This is a genomic window from Streptomyces krungchingensis (genome assembly GCF_054729265.1).
This window is the reverse complement of record NZ_JBPUKY010000001.1, coordinates 6,433,806-6,455,839: the sequence shown is the minus strand read 5'-3', so window position 1 is coordinate 6,455,839 and position 22,034 is coordinate 6,433,806. Positions and strand designations below refer to the sequence as shown.

General features: G+C 72.2%; 19 protein-coding genes. 9 read left to right on the top strand and 10 right to left on the bottom strand.

The window, feature by feature from the left end; all coding sequences use genetic code 11:
- Positions 1–150 precede the first annotated feature (150 nt).
- Positions 151–2,562 carry an MMPL family transporter gene (locus tag ACSYGO_RS28455; RefSeq protein WP_460389771.1) on the bottom strand — a complete coding sequence of 804 codons (2,412 nt, stop codon included), beginning with the start codon at positions 2,560–2,562 and terminating at the stop codon, positions 151–153.
- Positions 2,563–2,737: 175 nt separating this feature from the next.
- Between ACSYGO_RS28455 and ACSYGO_RS28450 the strand changes: the two genes are divergently transcribed.
- The 3 genes from ACSYGO_RS28450 to ACSYGO_RS28440 all read left to right on the top strand — a co-directional run bounded on the left by ACSYGO_RS28450 (position 2,738) and on the right by ACSYGO_RS28440 (position 7,263).
- Entirely contained in the window at positions 2,738–3,427 is a 690-nt protein-coding gene (locus tag ACSYGO_RS28450; RefSeq protein WP_095936173.1) for a response regulator transcription factor, read from the top strand.
- Positions 3,427–4,878 (top strand): sensor histidine kinase, encoded by a 1,452-nt coding sequence (locus ACSYGO_RS28445; RefSeq protein WP_432175792.1) that lies wholly within the window; start codon positions 3,427–3,429, stop codon positions 4,876–4,878. The genes ACSYGO_RS28450 and ACSYGO_RS28445 overlap by 1 nt, the downstream gene beginning before the upstream one ends.
- 177 nt (positions 4,879–5,055) lie before the next feature.
- Complete coding sequence (locus ACSYGO_RS28440; protein ID WP_460388132.1) at positions 5,056–7,263, top strand: sulfatase-like hydrolase/transferase; 2,208 nt, start codon at positions 5,056–5,058, stop codon at positions 7,261–7,263.
- 114 nt (positions 7,264–7,377) lie between these two features.
- Here ACSYGO_RS28440 and ACSYGO_RS28435 read toward each other — a convergent pair whose 3' ends face one another.
- From ACSYGO_RS28435 to ACSYGO_RS28425, 3 genes are all read right to left on the bottom strand, one after another.
- Complete coding sequence (locus ACSYGO_RS28435) at positions 7,378–8,934, bottom strand: ABC transporter substrate-binding protein (RefSeq protein WP_432175790.1); 1,557 nt, start codon at positions 8,932–8,934, stop codon at positions 7,378–7,380.
- Between the two features lie 214 nt (positions 8,935–9,148).
- The gene (locus ACSYGO_RS28430; protein ID WP_460388130.1) at positions 9,149–10,549 is read right to left on the bottom strand and encodes a metallophosphoesterase; all 1,401 of its coding nucleotides are present in this window, start codon (positions 10,547–10,549) and stop codon (positions 9,149–9,151) included.
- 16 nt (positions 10,550–10,565) lie between these two features.
- Positions 10,566–10,808: an SCO4848 family membrane protein gene (locus tag ACSYGO_RS28425; protein ID WP_028802923.1), complete on the bottom strand. Its 243-nt coding sequence runs from the start codon at positions 10,806–10,808 to the stop codon at positions 10,566–10,568.
- 91 nt (positions 10,809–10,899) lie between these two features.
- Here ACSYGO_RS28425 and ACSYGO_RS28420 point away from each other — a divergent pair, with 91 nt between their 5' ends.
- On the top strand, positions 10,900–12,174 hold the full coding sequence (locus ACSYGO_RS28420; protein WP_426677367.1) for a D-alanyl-D-alanine carboxypeptidase family protein: 1,275 nt from the start codon (positions 10,900–10,902) through the stop codon (positions 12,172–12,174).
- Here ACSYGO_RS28420 and ACSYGO_RS28415 read toward each other — a convergent pair.
- The 4 genes from ACSYGO_RS28415 to ACSYGO_RS28400 are packed head-to-tail and all read right to left on the bottom strand — an operon-like array spanning position 12,128 to position 15,003.
- Entirely contained in the window at positions 12,128–13,111 is a 984-nt protein-coding gene (locus tag ACSYGO_RS28415) for a YihY/virulence factor BrkB family protein (protein ID WP_432175787.1), read from the bottom strand. The genes ACSYGO_RS28420 and ACSYGO_RS28415 overlap by 47 nt on opposite strands.
- Positions 13,099–13,536 carry a GtrA family protein gene (locus tag ACSYGO_RS28410; protein WP_426677369.1) on the bottom strand — a complete coding sequence of 146 codons (438 nt, stop codon included), beginning with the start codon at positions 13,534–13,536 and terminating at the stop codon, positions 13,099–13,101. The genes ACSYGO_RS28415 and ACSYGO_RS28410 overlap by 13 nt, the downstream gene beginning before the upstream one ends.
- Positions 13,533–14,477, bottom strand: a complete 945-nt coding sequence (locus ACSYGO_RS28405) for a decaprenyl-phosphate phosphoribosyltransferase (RefSeq protein ID WP_426677370.1) — start codon at positions 14,475–14,477, stop codon at positions 13,533–13,535. The genes ACSYGO_RS28410 and ACSYGO_RS28405 overlap by 4 nt, the downstream gene beginning before the upstream one ends.
- Entirely contained in the window at positions 14,470–15,003 is a 534-nt protein-coding gene (locus tag ACSYGO_RS28400) for a phosphatase PAP2 family protein (RefSeq protein ID WP_426677500.1), read from the bottom strand. Before ACSYGO_RS28400 ends, ACSYGO_RS28405 begins: the two co-directional genes overlap by 8 nt.
- Positions 15,004–15,199: 196 nt before the next feature.
- On the opposite strand from ACSYGO_RS28400, the gene ACSYGO_RS28395 reads away from it, so the two are divergent.
- Positions 15,200–16,549, top strand: a complete 1,350-nt coding sequence (locus ACSYGO_RS28395) for an FAD-binding protein (RefSeq protein WP_432188480.1) — start codon at positions 15,200–15,202, stop codon at positions 16,547–16,549.
- 100 nt (positions 16,550–16,649) lie between these two features.
- Positions 16,650–17,405 carry a decaprenylphospho-beta-D-erythro-pentofuranosid-2-ulose 2-reductase gene (locus tag ACSYGO_RS28390; protein WP_426677372.1) on the top strand — a complete coding sequence of 252 codons (756 nt, stop codon included), beginning with the start codon at positions 16,650–16,652 and terminating at the stop codon, positions 17,403–17,405.
- Positions 17,406–17,584: 179 nt separating this feature from the next.
- On the opposite strand, the gene ACSYGO_RS28385 is transcribed toward ACSYGO_RS28390, so the two are convergent.
- A complete protein-coding gene (locus tag ACSYGO_RS28385; protein WP_426677373.1) occupies positions 17,585–18,166 on the bottom strand; it encodes a 2'-5' RNA ligase family protein in 582 nt (193 codons plus the stop codon).
- A 197-nt stretch (positions 18,167–18,363) separates the two neighbouring features.
- The gene (trpS, locus tag ACSYGO_RS28380) at positions 18,364–19,377 is read right to left on the bottom strand and encodes a tryptophan--tRNA ligase (RefSeq protein ID WP_028802914.1); all 1,014 of its coding nucleotides are present in this window, start codon (positions 19,375–19,377) and stop codon (positions 18,364–18,366) included.
- Positions 19,378–19,455: 78 nt separating this feature from the next.
- Here trpS and ACSYGO_RS28375 point away from each other — a divergent pair, with 78 nt between their 5' ends.
- The 3 genes from ACSYGO_RS28375 to ACSYGO_RS28365 all read left to right on the top strand — a co-directional run bounded on the left by ACSYGO_RS28375 (position 19,456) and on the right by ACSYGO_RS28365 (position 21,756).
- Positions 19,456–20,067, top strand: coding sequence for an RNA polymerase sigma factor (locus tag ACSYGO_RS28375; protein ID WP_426677374.1), 612 nt, complete (start codon positions 19,456–19,458; stop codon positions 20,065–20,067).
- Positions 20,060–20,923, top strand: a complete 864-nt coding sequence (locus ACSYGO_RS28370) for a hypothetical protein (protein ID WP_432188478.1) — start codon at positions 20,060–20,062, stop codon at positions 20,921–20,923. Before ACSYGO_RS28375 ends, ACSYGO_RS28370 begins: the two co-directional genes overlap by 8 nt.
- A gap of 140 nt (positions 20,924–21,063) precedes the next feature.
- Positions 21,064–21,756 carry a hypothetical protein gene (locus ACSYGO_RS28365; RefSeq protein ID WP_426677376.1) on the top strand — a complete coding sequence of 231 codons (693 nt, stop codon included), beginning with the start codon at positions 21,064–21,066 and terminating at the stop codon, positions 21,754–21,756.
- Positions 21,757–22,034 lie beyond the last annotated feature (278 nt).

Here is a 22,034-nt window from a genome sequence, read left to right as displayed (position 1 = left end):
GCGTATTCGGGCGATCCGACAACGCGGCGAGGTGCCGTAGTTGTCGTCGTGCGCCCGCCAGGGATGACGGGACAGCCCTCAGCGACCGGGCCCGTGCCCGCAGCAGGGGGCACGGGCACGGACCCGGACGCCGTCACGGACCGCGGCCGTTCAGTTGACCGCGTCCACCTCCCCCTGCAACAGCTCCACGTCGTGCACGAGCGGTTCGTCGGACACCACCACGTGGTGCGCCCGCGCCCCGTACGACGGAGCGGTCGCCGAGAGCAGATACGTGCCCGGGGCCGGTACCGAGACGATGTACGAGCCGTCCGCCAGTGACGTCACCCGGTCCAGCTGGCGTCCGCCCTTGGACAGCAGCGTGAGGACCGCGCCGTCGACCGCCGCGCCCTCCGCGTCGCGGACGAAGCCGTGCACCACCGACGCGCTGCCCGCCGCCACGGAGGCGGTGGGCTCGGGCCGCTCATCCGCCGGCTCCACCGCCAGGTGCGGCAGCCGCTTGTCCAGCCCCGCGGGCAGCCACCAGTTGGCGTTGCCGAGCAGATGCATCGCCGCCGGCACCAGCGCCGTACGCAGGATGAAGGCGTCGAGGGCGACGGCCGCGGCCAGGCCCACCCCGGCCATCGCCGCGCCCGAGTCGCCGCTCAGCACGAAGGCCAGGAACACACAGACCATGATCAGGGCCGCGGAGTTGATGACGCGGCTGGTCTCCGCGAGGCCGACGCGCACGGCGCGCGCGTTGTCCTTGGTGTGCACCCACTCCTCGTGCATCCGGCTCACCAGGAACACCTGATAGTCCATGGACAGGCCGAACAGCAGCGACAGCATGATGACCGGCAGGAAGGCGTTGATCGGCCCCTCCTTGCCGAGGCCGAGCAGCTCCAGCCCCCAGCCCCACTGGAAGATCGCCACCAGGACGCCGAAGGACGCGGCGGCCGCGATCAGGTTCATCAGCGCCGCCGTCAGCGGCACCACGAGGGAGCGGAAGGCGACCAGCAGGAGCAGGAAGCCGAGGCCGATGATCGTGGCCACGAAGTACGGCAGCCGGTCGCCGGTGATGGTCGCGAAGTCCTTGGATACGGCCGTCACCCCGCCCACATGGGCCTGGGCCCCCGCCTGTGGGATCACCCGGTCCCGCAGCGTGTCGATGAGCTCGTCGGTCCGCTCCGACTGCGGCGACGTCCTGGGCACCACCTGGATCACCGTCACGCCGTTCGCGGGCGGCAGCGCGGCGGCCCTGGCGACCCCGTCGGTCGCCCGGATGTCCTCGACCAGCGTGTCCGTGTCCCCGCTGGACGCCACCACCTGCAAGGGGCCGTTGAAGCCGGGGCCGAAGCCCTCGGCGAGCAGGTCGTAGGCCTTCCGGGTCGTCGTCGACGCGTCGTCGTTGCCCTGGTCGGTGGCGCCGAGCCGCAGGCCGAGGACCGGCAGCGCGAGCACGGCCATGACGGCCACGGCCAGGACGGCGATCGTGCGGGGGCGCCGCTGCACGGTCCGCGACCAGCGGGCCGCCGCGCCGCTCGTGCGCTCCGGCTCGGGCCCCGTCGCGGCGAGCCTGCGCCGCTGACGGCGGCTGAGGACCCGGGTGCCGAGCACGCCGAGGAGCGCGGGCAGCAGGGTGACCGCGGCGAGCACGCTGAACACGACGGTGAGCGAGGTGCCGATGACGACACCGTCCAGGAAGCGGAGATTGGTGACGAGCATCCCGGCGAGTGCGATGCACACGGTGCCGCCCGCGAACAGCACGGCCCGCCCCGAGGTGTTGAGGGCGGTGACCGCGGCCTCCTCCGGGTCCGCGCCGCGCAGGATGCCGCGCCGGTGCCGGGTGACGATGAACAGCGCGTAGTCGATGCCGACTCCGAGCCCGATCAGGGTGGCGAGCAGCGGGGCGAGGTCGGGCACGTCGGTGACGTGGCTGATCAGCTGGGTGGAGAACAGGCCGGTGCCGACTCCGAAGATCGCGACGCCGATCGGCAGGAGCATCGCGAACAGCGAGCCGAACGCGAGGAACAGCACGACGGCCGCGGCCAGGATGCCGACCATCTCGGCGAGCCCGGTGGGCGGTTCCTGCACCCGCTGGATCGCCTGCCCGCCCAACTCGACCTGAAGCCCTCCGCGTTCGGCCCCCTGTGCGGTGTCGAGGACGTCCTGCACGAGCTCCTTGGGTACCGCGTTGGCCTGCTCGGCGAAGGTGATCTGCGCGTAGGCGATCTTCCCGTCCGAGCTGATCTGCGCCGCTCCCTGCGCGCCGGAGTACGGCCCCGCGACCCCTCCGACTCCCTTCATCCTGCCGATGTCGTCCAGTGCGGGCTGGATCCGGGACCGGACGTCCTGGTCCCGGACCGTCCCCTCGTCGACCTTCCACACCACCGTGTCGGTGTCTCCCGCGCTGTCCGGGAAGGCCTTCTCCATCAGGTCGTACGCGCGCTTGGAGTCCGTGTTCGGAAGGGAGAAGACATTCGCGTAGTCCGTGCCCGCGGTGGACGCCGCGAAGCCCAGTCCGAACAGTCCCCCCAGCCACAGCAACAGGACCACCAGCCGGTGCCGATAGCACCACCGTGCCAATGCCGCCACGCTCAACGCTCCTTGTTCGTCGGTCGAATCGGTCCGTCGGTCCCCCAGGTCCTGCACCCACCCTCCGTGCCGCGGCGCGCGCGGGGACACGACACGCCCATGACTCTCAAGGAACTCCAAAGCGGGAGCCGCCCCGTGGGGCGACGGGCGTACGGATACTGGGGGCATGACCGCTCACGAGGGGGCCACCGTCCTCGTCGTCGAGGACGAGCCGAGCATCGCGGATGTCCTCGCCATCGCCCTGCGCTACCACCGCTTCGAGGTGATGACCGCCGGCACCGTCCGCGAGGCGCTCGCGCTCGCCGAGCGCACCCGGCCCGACGCGGCCCTGCTCGACGTGATGCTGCCGGACGGCGACGGCCGGGCGCTCGGCCGTGAACTGCGCGGGCGGCGACCGGACCTGGCGATCGTGTTCCTCACCGCGCGGGACGCCCCCGCCGAGATCGTGGGCGCGCTCGGCTTCGGCGACGACTACATCACCAAGCCGTTCAACATCGACGAGGTCGTCGCCCGCATCACCGCCGTGCTGCGCCGCACCCGCTCCGACGACGTCCTGCCGCAACGTCCGCCGCTGCGCTACGGCGACCTGGAGCTGGACGAGACCACGTACCGCGTGCACCGTTCGGGCCGCACGGTCGAACTCACCCCCACCGAGTACGCCCTGCTGCGCTTCCTCGTGCGCAACGGCGGGCGGATCGTCCCCAAGGAGCAACTCCTGCGCCACGTATGGCAGTACGAGCACTCCGCCGAGTCCACCGTCGTGGAGACGTACATCAGCTATCTGCGGCGCAAGCTCGAACCGCTGGGCCCGCCGTTGATCCAGACCCGGCGGGGCGTCGGCTACGGGCTCGCCTGATGATCCGGCTCCCGCCCTACATCCCGCTCCCCCGCTGCCGGCACGGTCTGCGCTCCCTGCGCGGCAAGCTGACCCTCGCGAACGTGGCCCTGCTGGCCCTCGGCATCGTCGTGACGACCGCCGTGAGCCTGATGGGCATGCGGCACTATCTGCTCGACCAGGTCGACGCGGAGCTCGACCAGACGCGGAAGTCGCTGAGCAGCGCCCGGCTCAGCATGCGGGAGATCGACTCGCTGAGCACCCTCGCCTTCATCCGCGACCGGCTCGTCCCCGCGACCGAGGAGTCCCCGAAACCGGACTCGGTCTTCGCCTGGGTCGACGGGAAGGGCGAGGCGGTCTCCCTCGGCGGCTTCGAACCGACCGACACCCAGAAGGCCTTCGCGGACGCCGTGGGCGACCCCGGCGCGCTCGCCCGTGCCGGGGAACCGCACGACGTCACCGTGCGCGGGGACGCCTACCGGGCGACCGCCGCCCGGCTCACCGACGGCACGTACGTCCTGCTCGCCACGTCGACGGAGGGCCTGCACCAGGGCATAGCGAAGGCGCTCCGGCTCGATCTGACCGTCGGCACCCTGCTGCTGGCGCTCCTCGCGGTGCTCACGATGATCGGTGTCAGCCGCCGGATGCGCCCGCTGGAGGACATGGTGGAGACCTCGTCGGCGATCGCCGAGGGGGACCTCACCCGGCGCGTGCCCTCCAGCCACCATCCGACACAGGAGGTCGAGCAGCTGCGGATCGCCCTCAACTCGATGCTCCAGCAGGTGGAATCGGCGTACCGGACGCGCGAGCGCAGCGCGGCCCAGCTGCGCCGCTTCGTCGGGGACGCCTCGCACGAGCTGCGCACCCCGCTGGCCGCCATCCGCGGCTACCTCCAGCTGTACGACAAGGGGATGCTGACGGATCCGGCCGAGCGCCGCAGGGCCTGGGACCGGATGAACGCCGAAGTCGACCGCATGGGACGGCTGGTGGACGAGCTGCTGACCCTGGCCCGCCTCGACCAGCGCCCCGAACTGCGGTTCCGGAACATCGACCTGAGCCGGCTGGTGCGGGACGCCGCCGAGGACCTGCGGGCCCAGCAGCCGGAGCGGCCGGTGACCGTGGGCGCGGACGGCACGCTGCTCGTGCACGCCGACGAGTCGGGGCTGCGGCAAGTACTCGGCAACCTCGTGGGGAACGTACGCACCCACACGCCCGCCGACGTGCCGGTGCGGCTCGGTGTGGAGCGCGAGGACGGGGTGGTCCGTCTGTGTGTCGCGGACGAGGGGCCGGGGCTCCCGGAGGAGGACGCCGCCCGCATCTTCGACCGGTTCTTCCGGACCGGGGGCGGGGCGGGCAGCGGGCTCGGCATGGCCATCGTGCAGGGTGTGGTGACGGCGCACGGTGGCGAGGTGGCGGTGGCGACGGCACCGGGCCGGGGGCTGGCGGTGACGGTGACACTGCCGGTGCGGTGACGGCCCCGCGTACGCCCGCCGCCGGCACGGTGACCTGCTAGAACGGACTTGGGAAGAAGCTGACCGGGACGATTGAACGCAGGCAGCCACGACGCCGTACACAGGTGAAGGCGGCCCTGACGTCTCCAGCCTGGTCCGCCGCGCCATCACCGGGCTTCGCACGGAAGGACCGCCGGGTTGTCGTCCAACACGAGTTCTCGACAGCTGCCGCACACGGACGAGGAGACTCCGCAGGCGGGGCCGGCGCCGAAGCCGCCCGCGGACACCGCCACCGGGGACACCACCGCGCCGGGGGACGGTGACACCGCCGGGGACCCCGCCGCGTCCGAGGACGGCGACACCGCCGCGCCCGGGGACGGTGGCACCGCCGGGAGCGCTGTCGCGTCCGAGGACGACGGCGCCCCTCCGGCCGGAGCCACCCCGGCGGAAGGCCCCGCCACGCCGGACACCACCCCGGGTGACAGCGCCTCGGCCGACACCACCCCCGGTGACAGCACCTCAGCCGACACCGCTCCCGATCAAGGCGGCTCGGGGGACGCCGGCCCTGGTGACAGCGACACGGCCGAGGCCGCCCCCGACGACAGCGACGCGACGGACACCACCCCCGGCGACAACAACGCGACAGACGCCACCCCCGGTGGCAGCGACGCGGCCGACACCGCCTCCGTCCCAGGTGACGGCGCGGCCTCCGACGGCTCGCCGGCGCCCGTCCGCTCCCGATGGCGGCTGCGGCGCGGGCGTGGCTGGCGGCAGAAGCACCCCGTCGCCGCCCGCATCCTGGCGTGGACCCTGACCTTCCTGGCCGCCGCGCTCGTGCTGTTCGCGCTGCTGATGCCGAGCAAGGTGGACAACTTCCGGCCCGCCGAGTTCACCCGCATCCCGGCAGAGGCGATCTTCGGCGCCGCCGTGCTGATCGTCCTGCCGCGCACCCCGCGGATCGTCGTGGCCGCGCTCGCCGGGCTCGGCCTGGGCGCGCTGACGGTCCTGAACCTCCTCGACATCGGCTTCAACGAGTATCTGGGCCGGGGCTTCAACGTCGTCCTCGACTGGAGCCTGTTCGGCGACGCGGAGGCCTATCTGCGGGACACGATGGGCGGCAGGGGCGCGCTCGCCATCGTCGTCGCCGCCGTGGCGCTGGTGATCGCCGTGCTCGCCCTCACCGCGCTGGCGGTGGTCCGGCTCGGCAACCTCCTGGCCCGGTACAGCGTCGTCTCGACACGGACGACGCTGGTGCTGGGAACCGTCTGGATCACCTGCGCGGCGCTCGGCGTGCAGGTCGCCGACGTACCGATCGCCGCCGACCACACGGCCGCGGTCGTCCAGGACCGTGCCCATCGCGTGCGGGAGACGCTGCGGGACGAGGCGGCGTTCGCCCGGATCGCCAAGAAGGACGACTTCGCCGACACCCCGCCGGACCAGCTGCTGACCGGGCTGCGCGGCAAGGACATGATGATCACGTTCATCGAGAGCTACGGCCGCAGCGCCATCGAGGATCCGGTCATCGCACCCGGCGTCGACGCGACCCTGACCGCCGAGAACGACAAGCTGCGCGAGGCCGGGTTCGCGGCGAAGAGCGGCTGGCTCACCTCGGCGACGTACGGCGGAAGCAGCTGGCTGGGCCACTCGACCTTCCTCTCGGGCCTGTGGATCAACAACCAGCAGCGCTACCGCACGGTCACCGCGGGCGAGCACCTCACCCTCACCAAGGCCTTCCGCAAGACGGGCGCCTGGGACACGGTCGGCATCATGCCGGGCGTCCAGAAGGCCTGGCCGGAAGCCAAGTTCTACGGCCTCGACAAGGTCTACGACTCCCGTGAACTCGGCTACAAGGGGCCGAAGTTCAGCTGGTCGACCATGCCCGACCAGTACGCCCTGACCGCGTTCGAGCGCCTGGTGCACGGAAAGAAGCACGACAAGCCGCTGATGTCGGAGATCATCCTGACCTCCAGCCACCAGCCGTGGGCGCCGATCCCGAAGACGGTCCCGCAGGACCAGGTCGGCGACGGCTCGGTCTACGACGCCATCGAGAAGGCGGGCAAGAAGCCCTCGGACATCATCACCGACTCCACCAAGTCGAAGCAGGAGTACGGGAAGTCCATCCAGTACTCGGTGACCAGCCTCATCGACTACCTGGTGAAGTACGGCGACAAGAACACCGTGCTGGTCTTCCTCGGCGACCACCAGCCCATCGCCCGGGTCAGCGGCAACCACGCCAGCCGTGACGTCCCCTGCGCGATCGTCGCGAAGGACCCGAAGGTCCTCGACAGGATCGCCGGCTGGGGCTGGTCGGACGGGCTTCAGCCCGAACACGACGCCCCGGTGTGGAAGATGAGCTCGTTCCGGGACCGCTTCCTGACGGCGTACGGGTCCACGCCCTCCCCCTGACAGCCCTCGCAGCCCTCGCAGCCGCTCACCCTGCCGGCCGGCCCGCCCGGGGACACTCCGGGCGGGCTCACCGTGTCACGGAGCGGGGGCGGTCCCGCGGTGTCCCGTGCGCGGTCAGATCCAGCCGAGCCTCCAGAGCCGGAACACGCCGGTCCCGTCCGACAGGTACTGGCCGCCCCCGACGTCCTCGCTGCTGAGGACGTACTCCTTGCGCTGCCACAGCGGAATCAGCGGGACGTCCTCGGCCACCACGTCCTGCAGCTGCCGGAAGTCGCTCGTCGTGCGGCTGCGGTCCGCGGCCTGCTGCGTGTCCAGGATGAGCTGGTCGACGGCCTTGCTGCTGTAGCCGTTCTTCATGCTGTTGCCGGTGCCGACGAGCTGGGCGCCGAAGGTGTCCGGGTCGGGGTAGTCGGCGACCCAGCCGACCGCCCAGGCGTCCAGCTTCCCCTCCGCGTACCGCTTCTGGAAGTCGGTCCACTCGTAGCCCCGGGTGGTCACCTGGAACAGCCCGCTCGCCTCCAGCTGCCGCTTGAGTTCGGCGGCCTCCGGCCCGGCCGCGCCCCGCCCGCGGCCGTACCCGTAGGTGAAGCGCACGGGCAGGTCGACCCCGGCCTCCTCCAGCAGCTCCCGCGCCTTCTTGCGGTCCGGCTTGGGGTAGGCGTCGAAGAACGACGTCGAGTGCCCGGTGATGCCCGCCGGGATCAGCCCGTACAGCGCGTCGGTCGTGCCCTTGTACGTCCGGCTGACCAGTTCCTCGCGGTTGATGACCGCGGCGATGGCCTGCCGTACCCGCCGGTCGTGCAGCGGCGAGCCCGCCCGTACGTCGAGGACGAGGTTGCGGGTCTCGGCGCTGTCGACCTCCGTGACCCGCTGCCCGGGATCGCTCGGCGAGAGGCGGGCGAGCAGGTCGGGGGGCAGCTGGCGGGCCGCCACGTCGAACTTCTTCGCCTTCCAGCCGTCCGCCAGCTCCTGTGAGGTGCGGTAGTAGCGCAGCACGACGGGCCTGCCGGTCTCGCCGACGGCGCCCTTGTAGCGGGGGTTGGGACGGAGCACGGCCCGCTCGTCCTTCGTATACGTCTTCAGGACGTACGGTCCGGTGCCGTCGGCACCGGTGTCGGTGCGCAGTGTGCGCCGCGGGTAGCGGTCGCGGTCGACGATCGAACCGGCGGCGGTCGCCACCTTGAACGGGAACGTGGCGTCGGGCGACGACAGATGGAAGGTGACGGTCTGTCCGCTCGCGTCCACCGTGCCGAGGGTGGCGAAGAGCGAGGCGGGGCCCACCTCGGAGTTGATGCGCTTGACCCGCTCGAAGGAGTACTTGACGTCCTCGGCGGTCGCCTTGCGGCCGCTCGGGAAGGTCAGGTCGTCGCGCAGCGTGCAGCGGTACGTCCGCAGGCCTGTGCCGACGAAGCCGCAGGTCCTCGCCGCGTCCGGGACGGGGGCGGCACCGCCCGGCTCGAACGTCAGCAACGACTGGAAGACGTTGCTGAACAGCGCCCAGGAGCCTGCGTCATAGGCGCCGGCCGGGTCGAGCGAGGTGACGGCGTCCGTCGTCCCGACCGTGATGGTCCGGTTGTCGTCCTCCTGCGCCGGCAACAGCTGCCAGGCGCCCACACCCACGCCCGCCAGTACGAGCAGCGTCGCCAGAATCCGCATGCGAACAGATCGCATCGGTGCCCTCCCCAGGCCCACCGCGGGTCACTCCCCTAGTGACGCGGATCACCTAACCACAGGTGTTTCGGGCGAGGGAGGGGCTTTGTGAAACCTGGACCGGGCGGATCCGAACGTTCATTTCAGGCCTGTTTCACAGCTGGTTCCCAGACTTCTCCGGGGCCCTTTCCCGGCCTGCTCCGGAGCCCGCTCGCGCGGGCCCCGGGGCCGGTTCTCACGCCTGCCGGGAGGCCAGTTCGACGACCGTGATGTCCGAGGGCGCGCCCACCCGTGTCGGCGGCCCCCAGGCTCCCGCGCCGCGGGAGACGTAGAGCTGGGTGTCCCCGTAGCGCTCCAGTCCGGCGAGCGTCGGGTTGGCGGCGTCCGCGACGAGGTTCCCGGGCCACAACTGCCCTCCGTGGGTGTGCCCGGAGAGCTGGAGGTCGACCCCGTGGCGCACGGCCTCGTGGATCTGTACGGGCTGGTGGGCGAGGAGCACGCAGGCCCGCGAGGTGTCCCTGTCCCCGAGCGCCCTGCCGAAGTCGGGCCCCTGGCCCTCGCTCTCGCCCTGCACGTCGTTGACGCCCGCGAGATCGAATCCGGCGAGCTCGGTGCGCGCGTTCTCCAGCGGGTGGATGCCCAGCTCGCGCACCTGCCGGACCCACTGTTCGGCGCCGGAGAAGTACTCGTGGTTCCCGGTGACGAAGAAGGCCCCGTGGCGGGCCCGCAGTCCGGCCAGCGGCGCGGCGGCGGGTCCGAGGTCCTTCACACTGCCGTCGACCAGGTCACCGACCACGGCGATGAGATCGGGCTGTGTGGAGTTGATCGTGTCGACGACCTTCTGCGCGAAGCCCCGTCCGAGCACCGGGCCGAGGTGGATGTCGCTGACCACCGCGATCCGGAAGCCGTGCGCGGAACGCGGCAGCTTGGTGAGCGGCACGGTGACCCGCTTCACCGCGGGCCCGCGCAGGACCCCGTACGTCCCGTAGCCGACCGTCCCCGCGGCCGCCGCGGCGGCCGCGCCTCCGACCACCCGCGAGACGAAGAGCCGTCGGGAAGGCCCGGTGGCTCCGGCCGCGTCCGGGGCGGATCCTCCCGCGGCACCCGGCTCCGCGGAAGGGGTCGGGCCGTCGGCGGTCGGCGCGCCGGCGAGGCCCGTGGCGCGAGCACCCGGCTCGGTGGCCGCCCCTTGGGACGCGCCGCGGCCCGGCGCCGAGCCGACGGTGACGTCGCGCGCCCCGGTGACGACCGCGGCCGGTGCCCCGGCGACGGCGGTCCCGTCCTCGGCGGCGGACGGCCGCCCGGCCGCGGCGCTCCGCCGGGTGAGCCCCCATCGCCCGAGCGGCCGCAGGACCTCCCCCGCCAGGAGCGCCAGCAACAGGTAGAGGGACAGCGCCATCCATAGGAACCCGGGCCACGCCAGCACCTGCTGGAGCAGGAACGGCGCCCCCGCGCGCTCGCTCGCGACCGCGCCGAACATCAGCAGCGGTCCCGCGACGAAGAGCACGGTGCCCGAACGGCGCGCGAGCCCCGGCCCGGACGTGGTGTCCCGCACGAGGCGCCGCCAGGCGTACCAGTGCAGCGCGCAGAAGGCCGCCAGCACGGCGAGACCCACCAGTACGAACACGATCACCACGTCGTGGAATCCCCCGTCATGACGTCCGGCGCAAAGCGCGTACCCCGCGCAACCCGATGACCCCGACGACCGTCCCCAAGACAAAGGAGACGACGGCGAGCGTCAGGTGCACCCAGAAGTACGCCGTCGGATCACCCGCGTCGTCGAACGCCAGCCCGCTGCCGTCCTTGTACAGATTCTTGATGAAAGTGACCCAAATGACCCAGCTCCACACCCCGAAGGCGAGCAGGAACCAGGACACGGGGCGGCTGAGCTTCATGGGTTCAGTATCGCCGTCGTCGGCCGGGACCCGGTGTCGGGGTGGGGAGGGTGATGGGACTTCCCGACCGGAGCCCTGTACTTTCTCGACCGTGCCCGCCACCAAAAAGACCGTCAAGCGATCCTTGTTGGTCACTTCAGCCACTCTGTTGTCCCTTTCGCTGACGGCCGCCCCGGCCCTGGCCGACGGATCCGCCTCACCGAGCACCAGCCCGAGCGCCACTCCCCCGGCGGACATGTCGGTCGTCGGCGGCGAACGGCTCGGCCGGCCGGGCACCCAGGTGGATCTCGGCAGCGGCGCCCCCGTCCTGCCCAAGGACCTGACCGCACGCTCCTGGATCGTCGCCGACGCCGAGTCCGGTGACGTGCTGGCCGCGCACAACGCGCACTGGCGGCTGCCCCCGGCGAGCACCATGAAGATGCTGTTCGCCGACACATTGCTGCCGAAGTTCCCGAAGTCCACCGAGCACAAGGTGGTCCCCTCCGACCTGGCGGGCATCGGCTCGGGCTCCAGCATGGTGGGGATAAAGGAGAACGAGACCTACACGGTCCACGACCTGTGGCTCGGCGTCTTCCTGCGCTCCGGCAACGACGCCGTGCACGTGCTGTCCGCGATGAACGACGGCGTCGACCGGACGGTCGAGGACATGCAGGCACACGCCACCGAACTCCAGGCCCTCGACACGAACGTGGTCAGCCCGGACGGCTACGACGCCAAGGGGCAGGTGTCCTCGGCGTACGACCTGACGCTGTTCGCCCGCTCGGGGCTTCAGAAGAAGGACTTCCGGGAGTACTGCTCGACGGTGCGGGCCGAGTTCCCGGGCGAGACGAAGAAGAACAAGAAGGGCAAGAAGAGCCGCGAGTCCTTCGAGATCCAGAACACCAACCGTCTCCTGACCGGCGACAGCGACATCTCCACCTACCAGGGCATCGCCGGGGTCAAGAACGGCAACACCACGAACGCGGGCGCCACCTTCACCGGTGTCGCCGAGCGCGACGGCAAGGTGCTCCTCGTCACGGTCATGAACCCGGAGAAGAACGAACACAACGAGGTCTACAAGGAGACCGCGCGGCTGTTCGACTGGGGTTTCCAGGCCGCGGGCAAGATCCAGCCGGTCGGTGAACTGGTGCCCCCGAAGGGCGTCGACACCACCGCGCAGCCGGGCGCGAAGGCGTCCGGCGGGACCCCCGAGGCCGACCGCGCGTCCAGCAAGCCGGTGGCGGCCGCCACCGGTGCCCAGAGCGGTTCGAGCGGCATCGGGATCGCGCTGGCGGTGGCGGGCGGCTTCGTCGTCCTGCTCGCGGCGGGCGTGTTCCTCGTCAACCGCCGGTGGCCGCTGCCCGACCTGATGCGCCGTCGCCGCTGACCGGCGAACGCGCCGCGCCGCCCCTCGCCGGGGCCCCGCCCTGGGCCTCAGGCTCCTGCGGGGGCGGCGCGCCCTCCTCCGCCGGGGACTCCTCGCTCGGCGTCGCCGTCCACGCGGCGCAGAACAGCAGCAGTTTCGCGGTGAAGTTGATCCACAGCAGCAGCGCGATCGGCACGCCGAAGGCGCCGTACATGCTCTTCGAGGCGACGCCCCGCATGTAGCCGCTGAGCAGCAGCTTGAGCAGCTCGAAGCCGGCCGCGCCGATGAGCGCGGCGACGATCAGCCGGTGGCGCGGCGGCTCGACACCGGGCAGCAGCGTCAGCACGTACAGCAGGAGCAGGAACCCGGCGAGCACCGCGACGGCGAACGCGGCGACCCGGAGCACGGTCTCGCCCCAGCCGCTCTCGTCGATGGACAACCGTCGGGCCGTCCAGCCCACCGTCGAGGACGCGATGGTGGAGGCGGCGACGGTGACGAGCACCGCGCCGCCGAGTCCGACGAGCACACCCGCGTCCTTGATCTTGCGCAGGAACGGGTTCTCCTCACTGTCCGGCAGCTCCCAGACGGCCCGCAGGCACTCCCGCATCGAGCCGACCCAGCCGATGCCGGTGAACAGCAGGACGGCACCGGCGATCACTCCGATCGTGGCGGCGTTCTGGACGAGGCCGTTGATGTCCAGCTGGTCGGAGATCCCGGGCACCTGCTCGGCCAGCTTGTCCTGGAGGTCCTTCTGCTGCTGGGTGCTCAGGGTGGCCGCCGCGATCGCCGCGGCGACCGTCAGCAGCGGGAACAGCGCCACGAAGCTGATGAACGTCATGGCCGCGGCGAGCCGCGTCCACTTCACCCGGTCCAGACGCTCGTACGAGCGCCACGCGTGCGTGGCCATCAGGCGTGTGACCAACGGCCCCACGCCGGGGAGCTTCTTCAGCCAGTCCATGATCCGACTCTGCCCTCACCTCGGAAAACCAATGTCCGGGTACCCCAAAAACGCAGGACAGTGGCGATCGCCATGCCGATTCCTGCCCCCGAGACGGTGTCCGCGCGCTGCGAGGTGAAGCCGAGACCGTAGTGACTGACGGCGATGCACAACAGCTGGACGAGGGCGCCGGCGATGTTCACCGCGAAGAAGACCGCGTACTGGCGCATGCCGCGCACCGCCGTGTGCCGGTAGGTGCCGAGCGCGTTGCCCGCGTAGGCGACCGAGCAGCCCGCCACGAACGACAGCGCCTTGGCGGTCAACGGGTCCAGCCCCACGGGTCCGCGCAGCCAGACGAACAGGCCGAGGTCGGTGGCGTAGGCGAGGATTCCTGCGGTGGCGAAGCCGAGGAGCTCCTGGCCGAGCCCCCGCTGGGCGACGCTCACCAGTTCGCCACCGCGAGCCCGTACATCGCCAGCCAGACCAGGCCGATGAGGGCGAGGGCACGGTCGTGCAGGACCACGTCCTCGGGCTCGCCCGCGGTGCCGCGGTCGGCGAAGACGGCGTAGCGCAGGACCGCCAGGATGAAGGCCACCATCGACAGCTGCCGCCACGGGAGCAGGCCGGCGTTCGGCACCCCGCCCTCCTCGAGGGCCCACAGGCAGTAGCCGAGGACGGAGACCCCGGCGGCCAGCTGCCACACGAAGCGCAGGTAGCCGGTGGTGTACTCGGTGAGCAACGCGCGCGTGGCGCCCGCCTTCCCGGCCATCTGCACGGCCTCGGAGTAACGCTTCGCCGAGACCATGAACAGCGCCCCGAAGCCGGTGGTGATCAGGAACCAGCGCGAGAGCGGGATGCCGAGGGCGAGCCCGCCGACCATCGCACGCATCAGGAATCCGGTCGTGACGACGACGAGGTCGACCACCAGGACGTGCTTCAGGCTGACGCAGTACGCCAGTTGCATGCCGATGTACGCGGTCAGCAGGGCGGCGACGGCCGGTGAGCAGAGCACGGCCGCGGCGGCCGGCGCGAGGACCGCGAGGGCGCCTCCGACGGCGTACGCGGCCGGGACGGGGACCTGGCCCGCGGCGACCGGGCGGTGCCGCTTGACCGGGTGCGCCCGGTCGGCGTCGGCGTCCCGGGCGTCGTTGATCAGGTACACGGCGGCGGCACAGGCGGTGAACAGCGCGAAGACGAGAACGAGTTGGACGAGCGCGTGCTCGGAGAAGAGCCGTCCCGCGGCGGCCGGGGCGGCCACGACGAGCACGTTCTTCACCCACTGGCGGGGTCGTGCGGTCCTGAGCAGGCCGCGGGCCAGACCGCCCAGCCCCCGCTCCGGTGCCGCGGCGGCCGGTGTGCGCTCCAGGAGCGCCGTGCGCTCAGCCATGGCCGCCCCCGATCCAGCGGGCGCCCAGCCGGGCCGTCAGGGCCCCCAGGGCGGCGCCCGCGGCGACGTCCGAGGGGTAGTGGACGCCGACGACGAGCCGGGAGAGGCACATCGCGGCGGCGACCGGCGTGGCCACGTGGGCGCCGAGCGCGCCGAAGGCGACCGCCGCGGCCGCCGACGAGGAGGCGTGCGAGCTCGGGAAGGAGTGGCGCCCGGCCGTGCGCGCCAGCGGCACCAGGTGGGCCGGGCGCGGACGGCGCACGATCCGCTTCACCCCCATGCTGGCGAGGTGCGCGGTCGTGGTGAGCGCCGTCGCGCGCAGCCACGCGGCCCGCCGCTCACGGTCGACGGCGGCCCCGGTGAGCCCCGCCGCCAGCCACAGCGCGCCGTGCTCGCCGCTCCAGGACAGGGCGCGCGCGACGGCCGCCACCCGCGGATGTTCCGTACCGCACTCGTGGAGCGCGGCCAGCAGTCGACGGTCCACGTCCTCGCCGAGCCCGTGCGCGTCGTCACGCCAGTGGTCCATGTCGAGCCGTCGGCCCACGTCGTCCCGGTCGTCCCGGTCGTCAAGGTCGTCCATGCGATCTCACTCTTCTAGGGAGTGGCCGCAGAATTACGGCAATCTTGGACGACATCCCATTAATCACCCATTTCGGTGAGGAGCCGTGAGGTAAGGGATGATTCCGGTGTTATGCACCCTTGTCGGCGCTACGGTCACGGTCATGCCTGCCGACACCGTCTCCGTCACGGGTTGGGGCCGCACCGCCCCGACCGCCGCCCGTCTGGTCCGCCCGCGCACGTACGAGGAGGCGGCGGCCGCGGTCCGGGCGTGCGGGGCACGCGGCAGCATCGCCCGGGGCCTCGGACGGGCGTACGGGGACGCCGCGCAGAACGCGGGCGGAGCCGTGCTCGACATGACGGGCCTCGACCGGATCCACGCGATCGACGCGGACGGCGGCACCGTCCTGTGCGACGCCGGGGTGTCCCTGCACCGGCTGATGGAAGTCCTGCTGCCCCTCGGCTGGTTCGTGCCGGTCACCCCCGGAACCCGCTACGTGACGGTCGGCGGCGCGATCGGCGCGGACATCCACGGCAAGAACCACCACGTGTCGGGCTCGTTCGCCCGCCACGTCCTCTCCTTCGAACTCCTCACCGCCGACGGCCGGATCCGTACGGTCGGCCACGGCACCCCCCTCTTCGACGCGACCGCCGGCGGCATGGGCCTGACCGGCGTGATCCTCACCGCGACCGTCCGGCTCCAGCCCGTCGAAACCGCGTTGATGTCCGTCGACACCGAACGCGCCGCGGACCTGGACGACTTGATGGCCCGCCTCACCGCCACCGACCACCGCTACCGGTACTCGGTCGCCTGGATCGATCTGCTCGCCCGCGGCACCTCACTAGGGCGCTCGGTACTGACCCGGGGCGAGCACGCGCCGCTGGACGCGCTGCCGCCCCGCGCGCGCCGGCACCCCCTGGCGTTCCGCCCCGCGCAGTTCCCCGCCGCCCCGTCGTTCGTGCCGGAGGGCCTCCTGGGGCGTACGTCGGTGGGGCTGTTCAACGAGCTCTGGTACCGCAAGGCGCCACGCGCGCGTGCCGGTGAACTGCAGAAGATCTCGACCTTCTTCCACCCCCTCGACGGCGTACCGCACTGGAACCGGGTCTACGGACGCGGCGGCTTCGTCCAGTACCAGTTCGTCGTCGGACACGGGCAGGAGGAGGCCCTGCACCGGATCGTGCGCCGTATCTCCGAGCACCGGTGCCCGTCCTTCCTCGCCGTCCTCAAGCGCTTCGGGGAGGCCGATCCCGGCTGGCTGTCCTTCCCCGTGCCCGGCTGGACCCTCGCCCTGGACGTCCCCGCGAACCTGACGGGGCTCGGCGCCTTCCTCGACGAACTGGACGAGGAGGTGGCCGCGGCCGGCGGCCGGGTGTACCTGGCCAAGGACGCGCGGCTGCGCCCCGAGCTGCTGGCCGGGATGTATCCGCGGATCGCCGAGTTCCGCGCCCTGCGGCAGGAACTGGACCCCGCGCGGGTCTTCACCTCCGACCTGTCCCGACGCCTCGACCTCTAGTCCCGCACGCCGGCCGCCGCTCCGGCACGCCCTTCGCGGCCCCCGTCCCCGCCGCCCGCGCACCCCCGTCGCCCGCCCTCTCTCGCCCTTAGGAGCTGCCATGAAGGACGCCTTCGGCATCCCCCAGTCCCTGCTGATCCTCGGCGGTACGTCCGAGATCGCGCTGGCCACCGCGCGGCGTCTGATCGTCCGGCGCACCCGCACCGTGTGGCTGGCCGGACGCCCGTCGCCGGAGCTGGAGCGGGCCGCCGGGCAGCTGCGCGGGATGGGCGCGGACGTCCGTACCGTCGCCTTCGACGCCCTCGACGGCGCCTCCCACGAGACCGTGCTCGGCAAGGTCTTCGCGGAGGGCGACATCGACATGGTGCTGCTCGCCTTCGGCGTCCTCGGCGACCAGGCACGGGACGAGAAGGAGCCGTTGGCCGCGGCGCGGGTCGCGCAGACCAACTACACGGGTGCGGTGTCCGCGGGCCTGATCGCGGCACGGGCGCTCCAGTCGCAGGGGCACGGCTCCCTGGTGGTGCTCTCCTCGGTCGCCGGCGAGCGCGCCCGCCGCTCCAACTTCATCTACGGCTCCAGCAAGGCGGGCCTCGACGCCTTCTCGCAGGGCCTGGGCGACGCGCTGTACGGCACGGGCGTGCACGTGATGGTCGTACGGCCCGGATTCGTGCGGACGAAGATGACGGCGGGGCTGCCGCAGGCACCGATGGCCACCACTCCCGAGGCGGTCGCGGCGGCCGTCGAGACGGGTCTGCGGCGTCGGTCGGAGACGGTGTGGGTACCGGGGGCGCTGCGGTTCGTGATGGCGGCCCTGCGGCACCTGCCGCGCCCGCTGTTCCGGCGACTGCCGATCTGACACCCGCGCGGGTGCCGGGTCGGGCTCCTGAGGAGACACGGGGCCGCGGACCCGGCAGGGCGTGGGTGCCGGGTGCTCGTGCGGAGACCGGGAGCCCGGTGGCGCGCTCCCGGGGTCACCCCGGGCGACGTCCCGCGCGGCGCTCCGGCGGGCGGCAGGCGCTCAGCGGGCCGGGACGCTCAGCGGGCCGGCAGTGTGCTGTCGACCTCGGGTGCCCCCGCCTGCGGCGGCACCAGCGTGCCGCCGAAGGGGAACTCCCGCAGCTTGCGCCAGATGCCGTCGGCGCCCTGCTCGTACAGCGCGAATCCGGCGCACGGCCACTGGGCCTCGTACCCGGACAGCTCCTCGAAGGCCCGGTCCATCGCGGCGTCGTCGATGCCGTGCGCCACGGTGACGTGCGGGTGATACGGGAAGTGCAGCTCGCGGGCGACGGGACCGGACGCGTCCCGGACCTGCATCTGCAGCCGGGTACAGGCCTCGGCCCCCTCGACGACCCGCACGAAGACGACGGGCGACAGGGGGCGGAAGGTGCCCGTGCCGTACAGCCGCATCGGGAAGGGGCGCCCGGCGGTGGCGACCCCGGTGAGGTGCGCCTCGACCGCGGGCAGCGCCGAGTCGTCGATCTCCGTCGGCGGCAGCAGGGTGACGTGCGTGGGGATGCCGGAAGCCGCGGCGTCGCCGAAGCTCAGGCGCCGCTCCTGGAGCAGGCTGCCGTGAGGCTCCGGGACCGCGATCGACACGCCGATCGTTACGGTCCCCACGTCGTCTCCTGTCGTTGTTCAGAGGTCCGCCGCCCCGGCGCGGGCAGGGGTGGCTGCTCGTCCGGTCCGGCTATCGACTGTACGGCGGTACGGCCCGTCGGCGGCGGCCGTACGAGTGTCGCGCTCGTCTCGTACGCACTGCCGAACGGGCTGTGGTAGGGGCGGTCGCACCGCTGCCGTGGCAGCGGTGCCGGCCGTCAGTGCTTGGCGGGCAGGAAGCCGACCCTGTCGTACGCCTGGGAGAGCGTCTCCGCGGCGACGACACGCGCCTTCTCGGCGCCCTTGGCCAGGATCGAGTCGAGCGTCTCCGGGTCGTCCAGATACTGCTGGGTGCGCTCCCGGAACGGCGTCACGAAGTCGACCATGACCTCGGCGAGGTCCGTCTTGAGCGCACCGTAGCCCTTGCCGGTGTACTTCTGCTCCAGTTCCGCGATACCGGTGCCGGTGAGGGTCGAGTAGATGGTCAGCAGGTTGCTGATACCCGGCTTCAGGTCCGCGTCATACCTGATGACGGTGTCCGTGTCCGTGACCGCGCTCTTGACCTTCTTGGCGGTCGCCTTCGGGTCGTCGAGCAGGTTGATGAGGCCCTTCGGCGTCGACGCCGACTTGCTCATCTTGATCGTCGGGTCCTGGAGGTCGAAGATCTTCGCCGTCTCCTTGAGGATGTACGGCTTCGGGATCGTGAACGTCTGGCCGAAACGGCCGTTGAAACGCTCGGCGAGGTCGCGGGTGAGCTCGATGTGCTGGCGCTGGTCCTCGCCGACCGGGACCTCGTTGGCCTGGTACAGCAGGATGTCCGCGACCTGGAGGACCGGGTAGGTGAACAGACCGACGGAGGCCCGGTCGGCACCCTGCTTGGCGGACTTGTCCTTGAACTGGGTCATGCGGGACGCCTCGCCGAAGCCGGTCAGGCAGTTCATGATCCAGGCGAGCTGGGCGTGCTCGGGGACGTGGCTCTGGACGAACAGCGTGCAGCGCTCCGGGTCGAGACCGGCGGCGAGCAGCTGCGCGGCGGCGAGCCGGGTGTTGGCGCGCAGGTCCGCGGGGTCCTGCGGCACGGTGATCGCGTGCAGGTCGACGACCATGTAGAACGCGTCGTGGGACTCCTGGAGGGCCACCCACTGGCGGACCGCGCCCAGGTAGTTGCCGAGGTGGAACGAGCCCGCGGTGGGCTGGATCCCGGAGAGGACGCGAGGACGATCTGAGGCCATGGGGCCCATTCTCTCAGGTGACTCTCATTGCTCGGGAACAGGTGGGAACCGATCCGTCTCCGGCGGTGTAACAAGAGTGTGAGGACGCGGGAGGGGGGCCGCATCGTCGTCGACGAGGCCGTGGTGATCGCACGCGTACGCGCCGGTGAGCCGGAGGCGTACGCGGACCTGGTCCGTGCCCACACGGGCATCGCGATCAGGGCGGCCAGGGCGCTGGGGGCGGGTGCGGACGCGGAGGACGTGGTGCAGCAGGCCTTCATCAAGGCGTACTGCTCGCTGGGGCGCTTTCGGGACGGCGCGGCGTTCAAGCCGTGGCTGCTGTCGATCGTCGCCAATGAGACGAGGAACACAGTGCGGACGGCGGTGCGCCAGCGGACCCTGGCGGGCCGGGAGGCCGCCTTCGTGGAGGCGGAGCCGCTGATACCCGAAGCGGCGGACCCGGCGGTCGCGGCGCTGGAGACGGAGCGCCGGACGGCGCTGCTGGCCGCCCTGGAGCAGCTGAGCGAGGAGCACCGCCTCGTCGTCACCTACCGCTATCTGCTGGAGATGGACGAGCCCGAGACGGCGCAGGCGCTGGGCTGGCCGCGCGGCACGGTCAAGTCCCGGCTCAACCGCGCCCTGCGCAAGCTGAGCCGGCTGCTGCCGGACTTGGGGGCCCTGGACCGGGAAGGGGGTGAAGGGCATGAGTGAGCGGAGCGGGGCGGACGGGTCCCGCGGCGACCGGAGGCGGCGGGGCGGCGAGGACGTCTCGCGGCTGCCGGAGGAGCTCCGGGCGCTCGGGCGCTCGCTGGACCGGCCGGATGCGGCCGACGGCGAGTCGATGGTCGAGCGGGTCCTGGAGCAGATGCTCGCCGAGCACATCCCGGTCCCGGTGGCCGAGCCGCCGGGCGTCCGCGACCGGATGCGGGCGGTGCTGCGCTGGGCGCGGGCACGCCGGCGCGGGCTGACGGCGGGCCTGTGCGGACTGCTCACGGTTCTCGTGCTCACGCCTCCGGTGCGCGCCGCGGTCGTCGACTGGTTCGGCTTCGGCGGGGTCGAGGTGCGGTACGACCCGTCGGCGGTGCCCTCGCCCGGCGCGCGGGTGCCGGGGTGCGGGCCTTCGCTGACCCTGGCGCAGGCCGGACGGCGGGCCGGGTTCACCCCGCTCGTGCCCGGCGCCCTCGGCGTGCCGGACGCCGTGACGGTGACGCGTGAGCCGAAGGGGCGCCTGCTGATGAGCCTGTGCTGGCAGGAGCACGGGCGCACGGTCCGGCTGGACGAGTACCCCGCGCAGCTGGACATCGGCTTCTCCAAGACGGTGCGTGAGCCCCCGGAATGGGTGGCGCTCGGCGCCCCCGAGGACTACGGCCGCCAGGCCCTGTGGTTCGCGAAGCCGCATCTGCTGAGCTTCTGGCTGGTCGACGACGACGGCGACCGCTTCACCCGCTCTGTACGGACGGCGGGGCCCACGCTGCTGTGGCTGCACTCCGGCGGTGAGGTGACCCTGCGTCTGGAGGGCGTGTCCTCGAAGGAGCGGGCGGTGGCGATCGCCAAGTCGTTGAAATAGCACGTGTTTCCGGCCGGTGAGGCAGCTCGCGAATCCGTCGGTGCCGAGTGGGAACCCCGGCGGGTCGAGCGGTGTACCAGAAGTGACACATCGCGTGCGGGCGGGCCGCACGCGGGGCGACCGGCTGGTTGGGGGTCCGGATGCGCAGGCTTCGTGAACTGCTCTCGGTGACGGGGGCTTCGGCCGTGGCACTCGCGGTGGTGCTGATCGCGGCGCCCTCGGCGACGGCCGGTGGACCGACGAGCGTGCTGGTGGTCTCGCCGGAGAGCGCGCAGACCGCCTCGCTGTACTACTCGGACGAGGAGTACGGGGAGTTGACGCGCCTGCTGGGCGAGCCCGACGCGGGCGACCGTGAGGAGCCGCCGGGCCTGAGCGCGGCGAGCGGGCGTCAGCTCAATGTCACCTGGCTGGCGCACGACGTGTCGCCGTGGCGGGTCGACCGCGTCTATCCGGACTCGTCGCGCGGCAAGGAGGTCTGGATACACACGGCCACCGACCTCCAGAGCATGAACGGCTACTGGCACAAGGCCGAGCACCCCGCCCAGATGCGGGCGCTGTTCAAGAAGCTCGGCGTCCTGGGCAAGCCGTCGCCCGAGGGGGCGGCGGGAATCCCCCCGGGCGCGGGGGAGTCGGCGGACGACTCCGCCGGCGCGGCGACCCCGACCCCGGCCGGGGAGGTCCGCGCGGGGACGACCACGAGGCCGGCCGCGGCCGCCTCCGACGAGGGCACCGACTGGTGGTGGGCTCTGCCCGGAGCGGCAGCCGGTGCGCTGCTGGCCCGGCTGTGGCGGCCCCGCAGGGGTGAACCTCACCAGGAGTTGCTGGACATGTGAGGAGCCGCGCGGAGGCGGGCAGACCGGTGAGGGGGACGCATGGGGAAGAGGGGGACGCATGAGATTCCGGATCGGACAGGAGGGGCCCCGGCCCGCCTGGCGGGGGCGCCGACCCGACACGAGGAGCCGGCGCCTCGCCGGGACGAGACCACGGAACGGCGGGGTGGCGCCGCGGCTCGGCGAGACGGGGGCGCAGCTCGACGGAGGCGGGCCGTGGACCGGCGGGGCCGCGTCGTGGCGCGGCGGGACGCGAGCGAGGGCCGGCGGCGCGAGGGCGT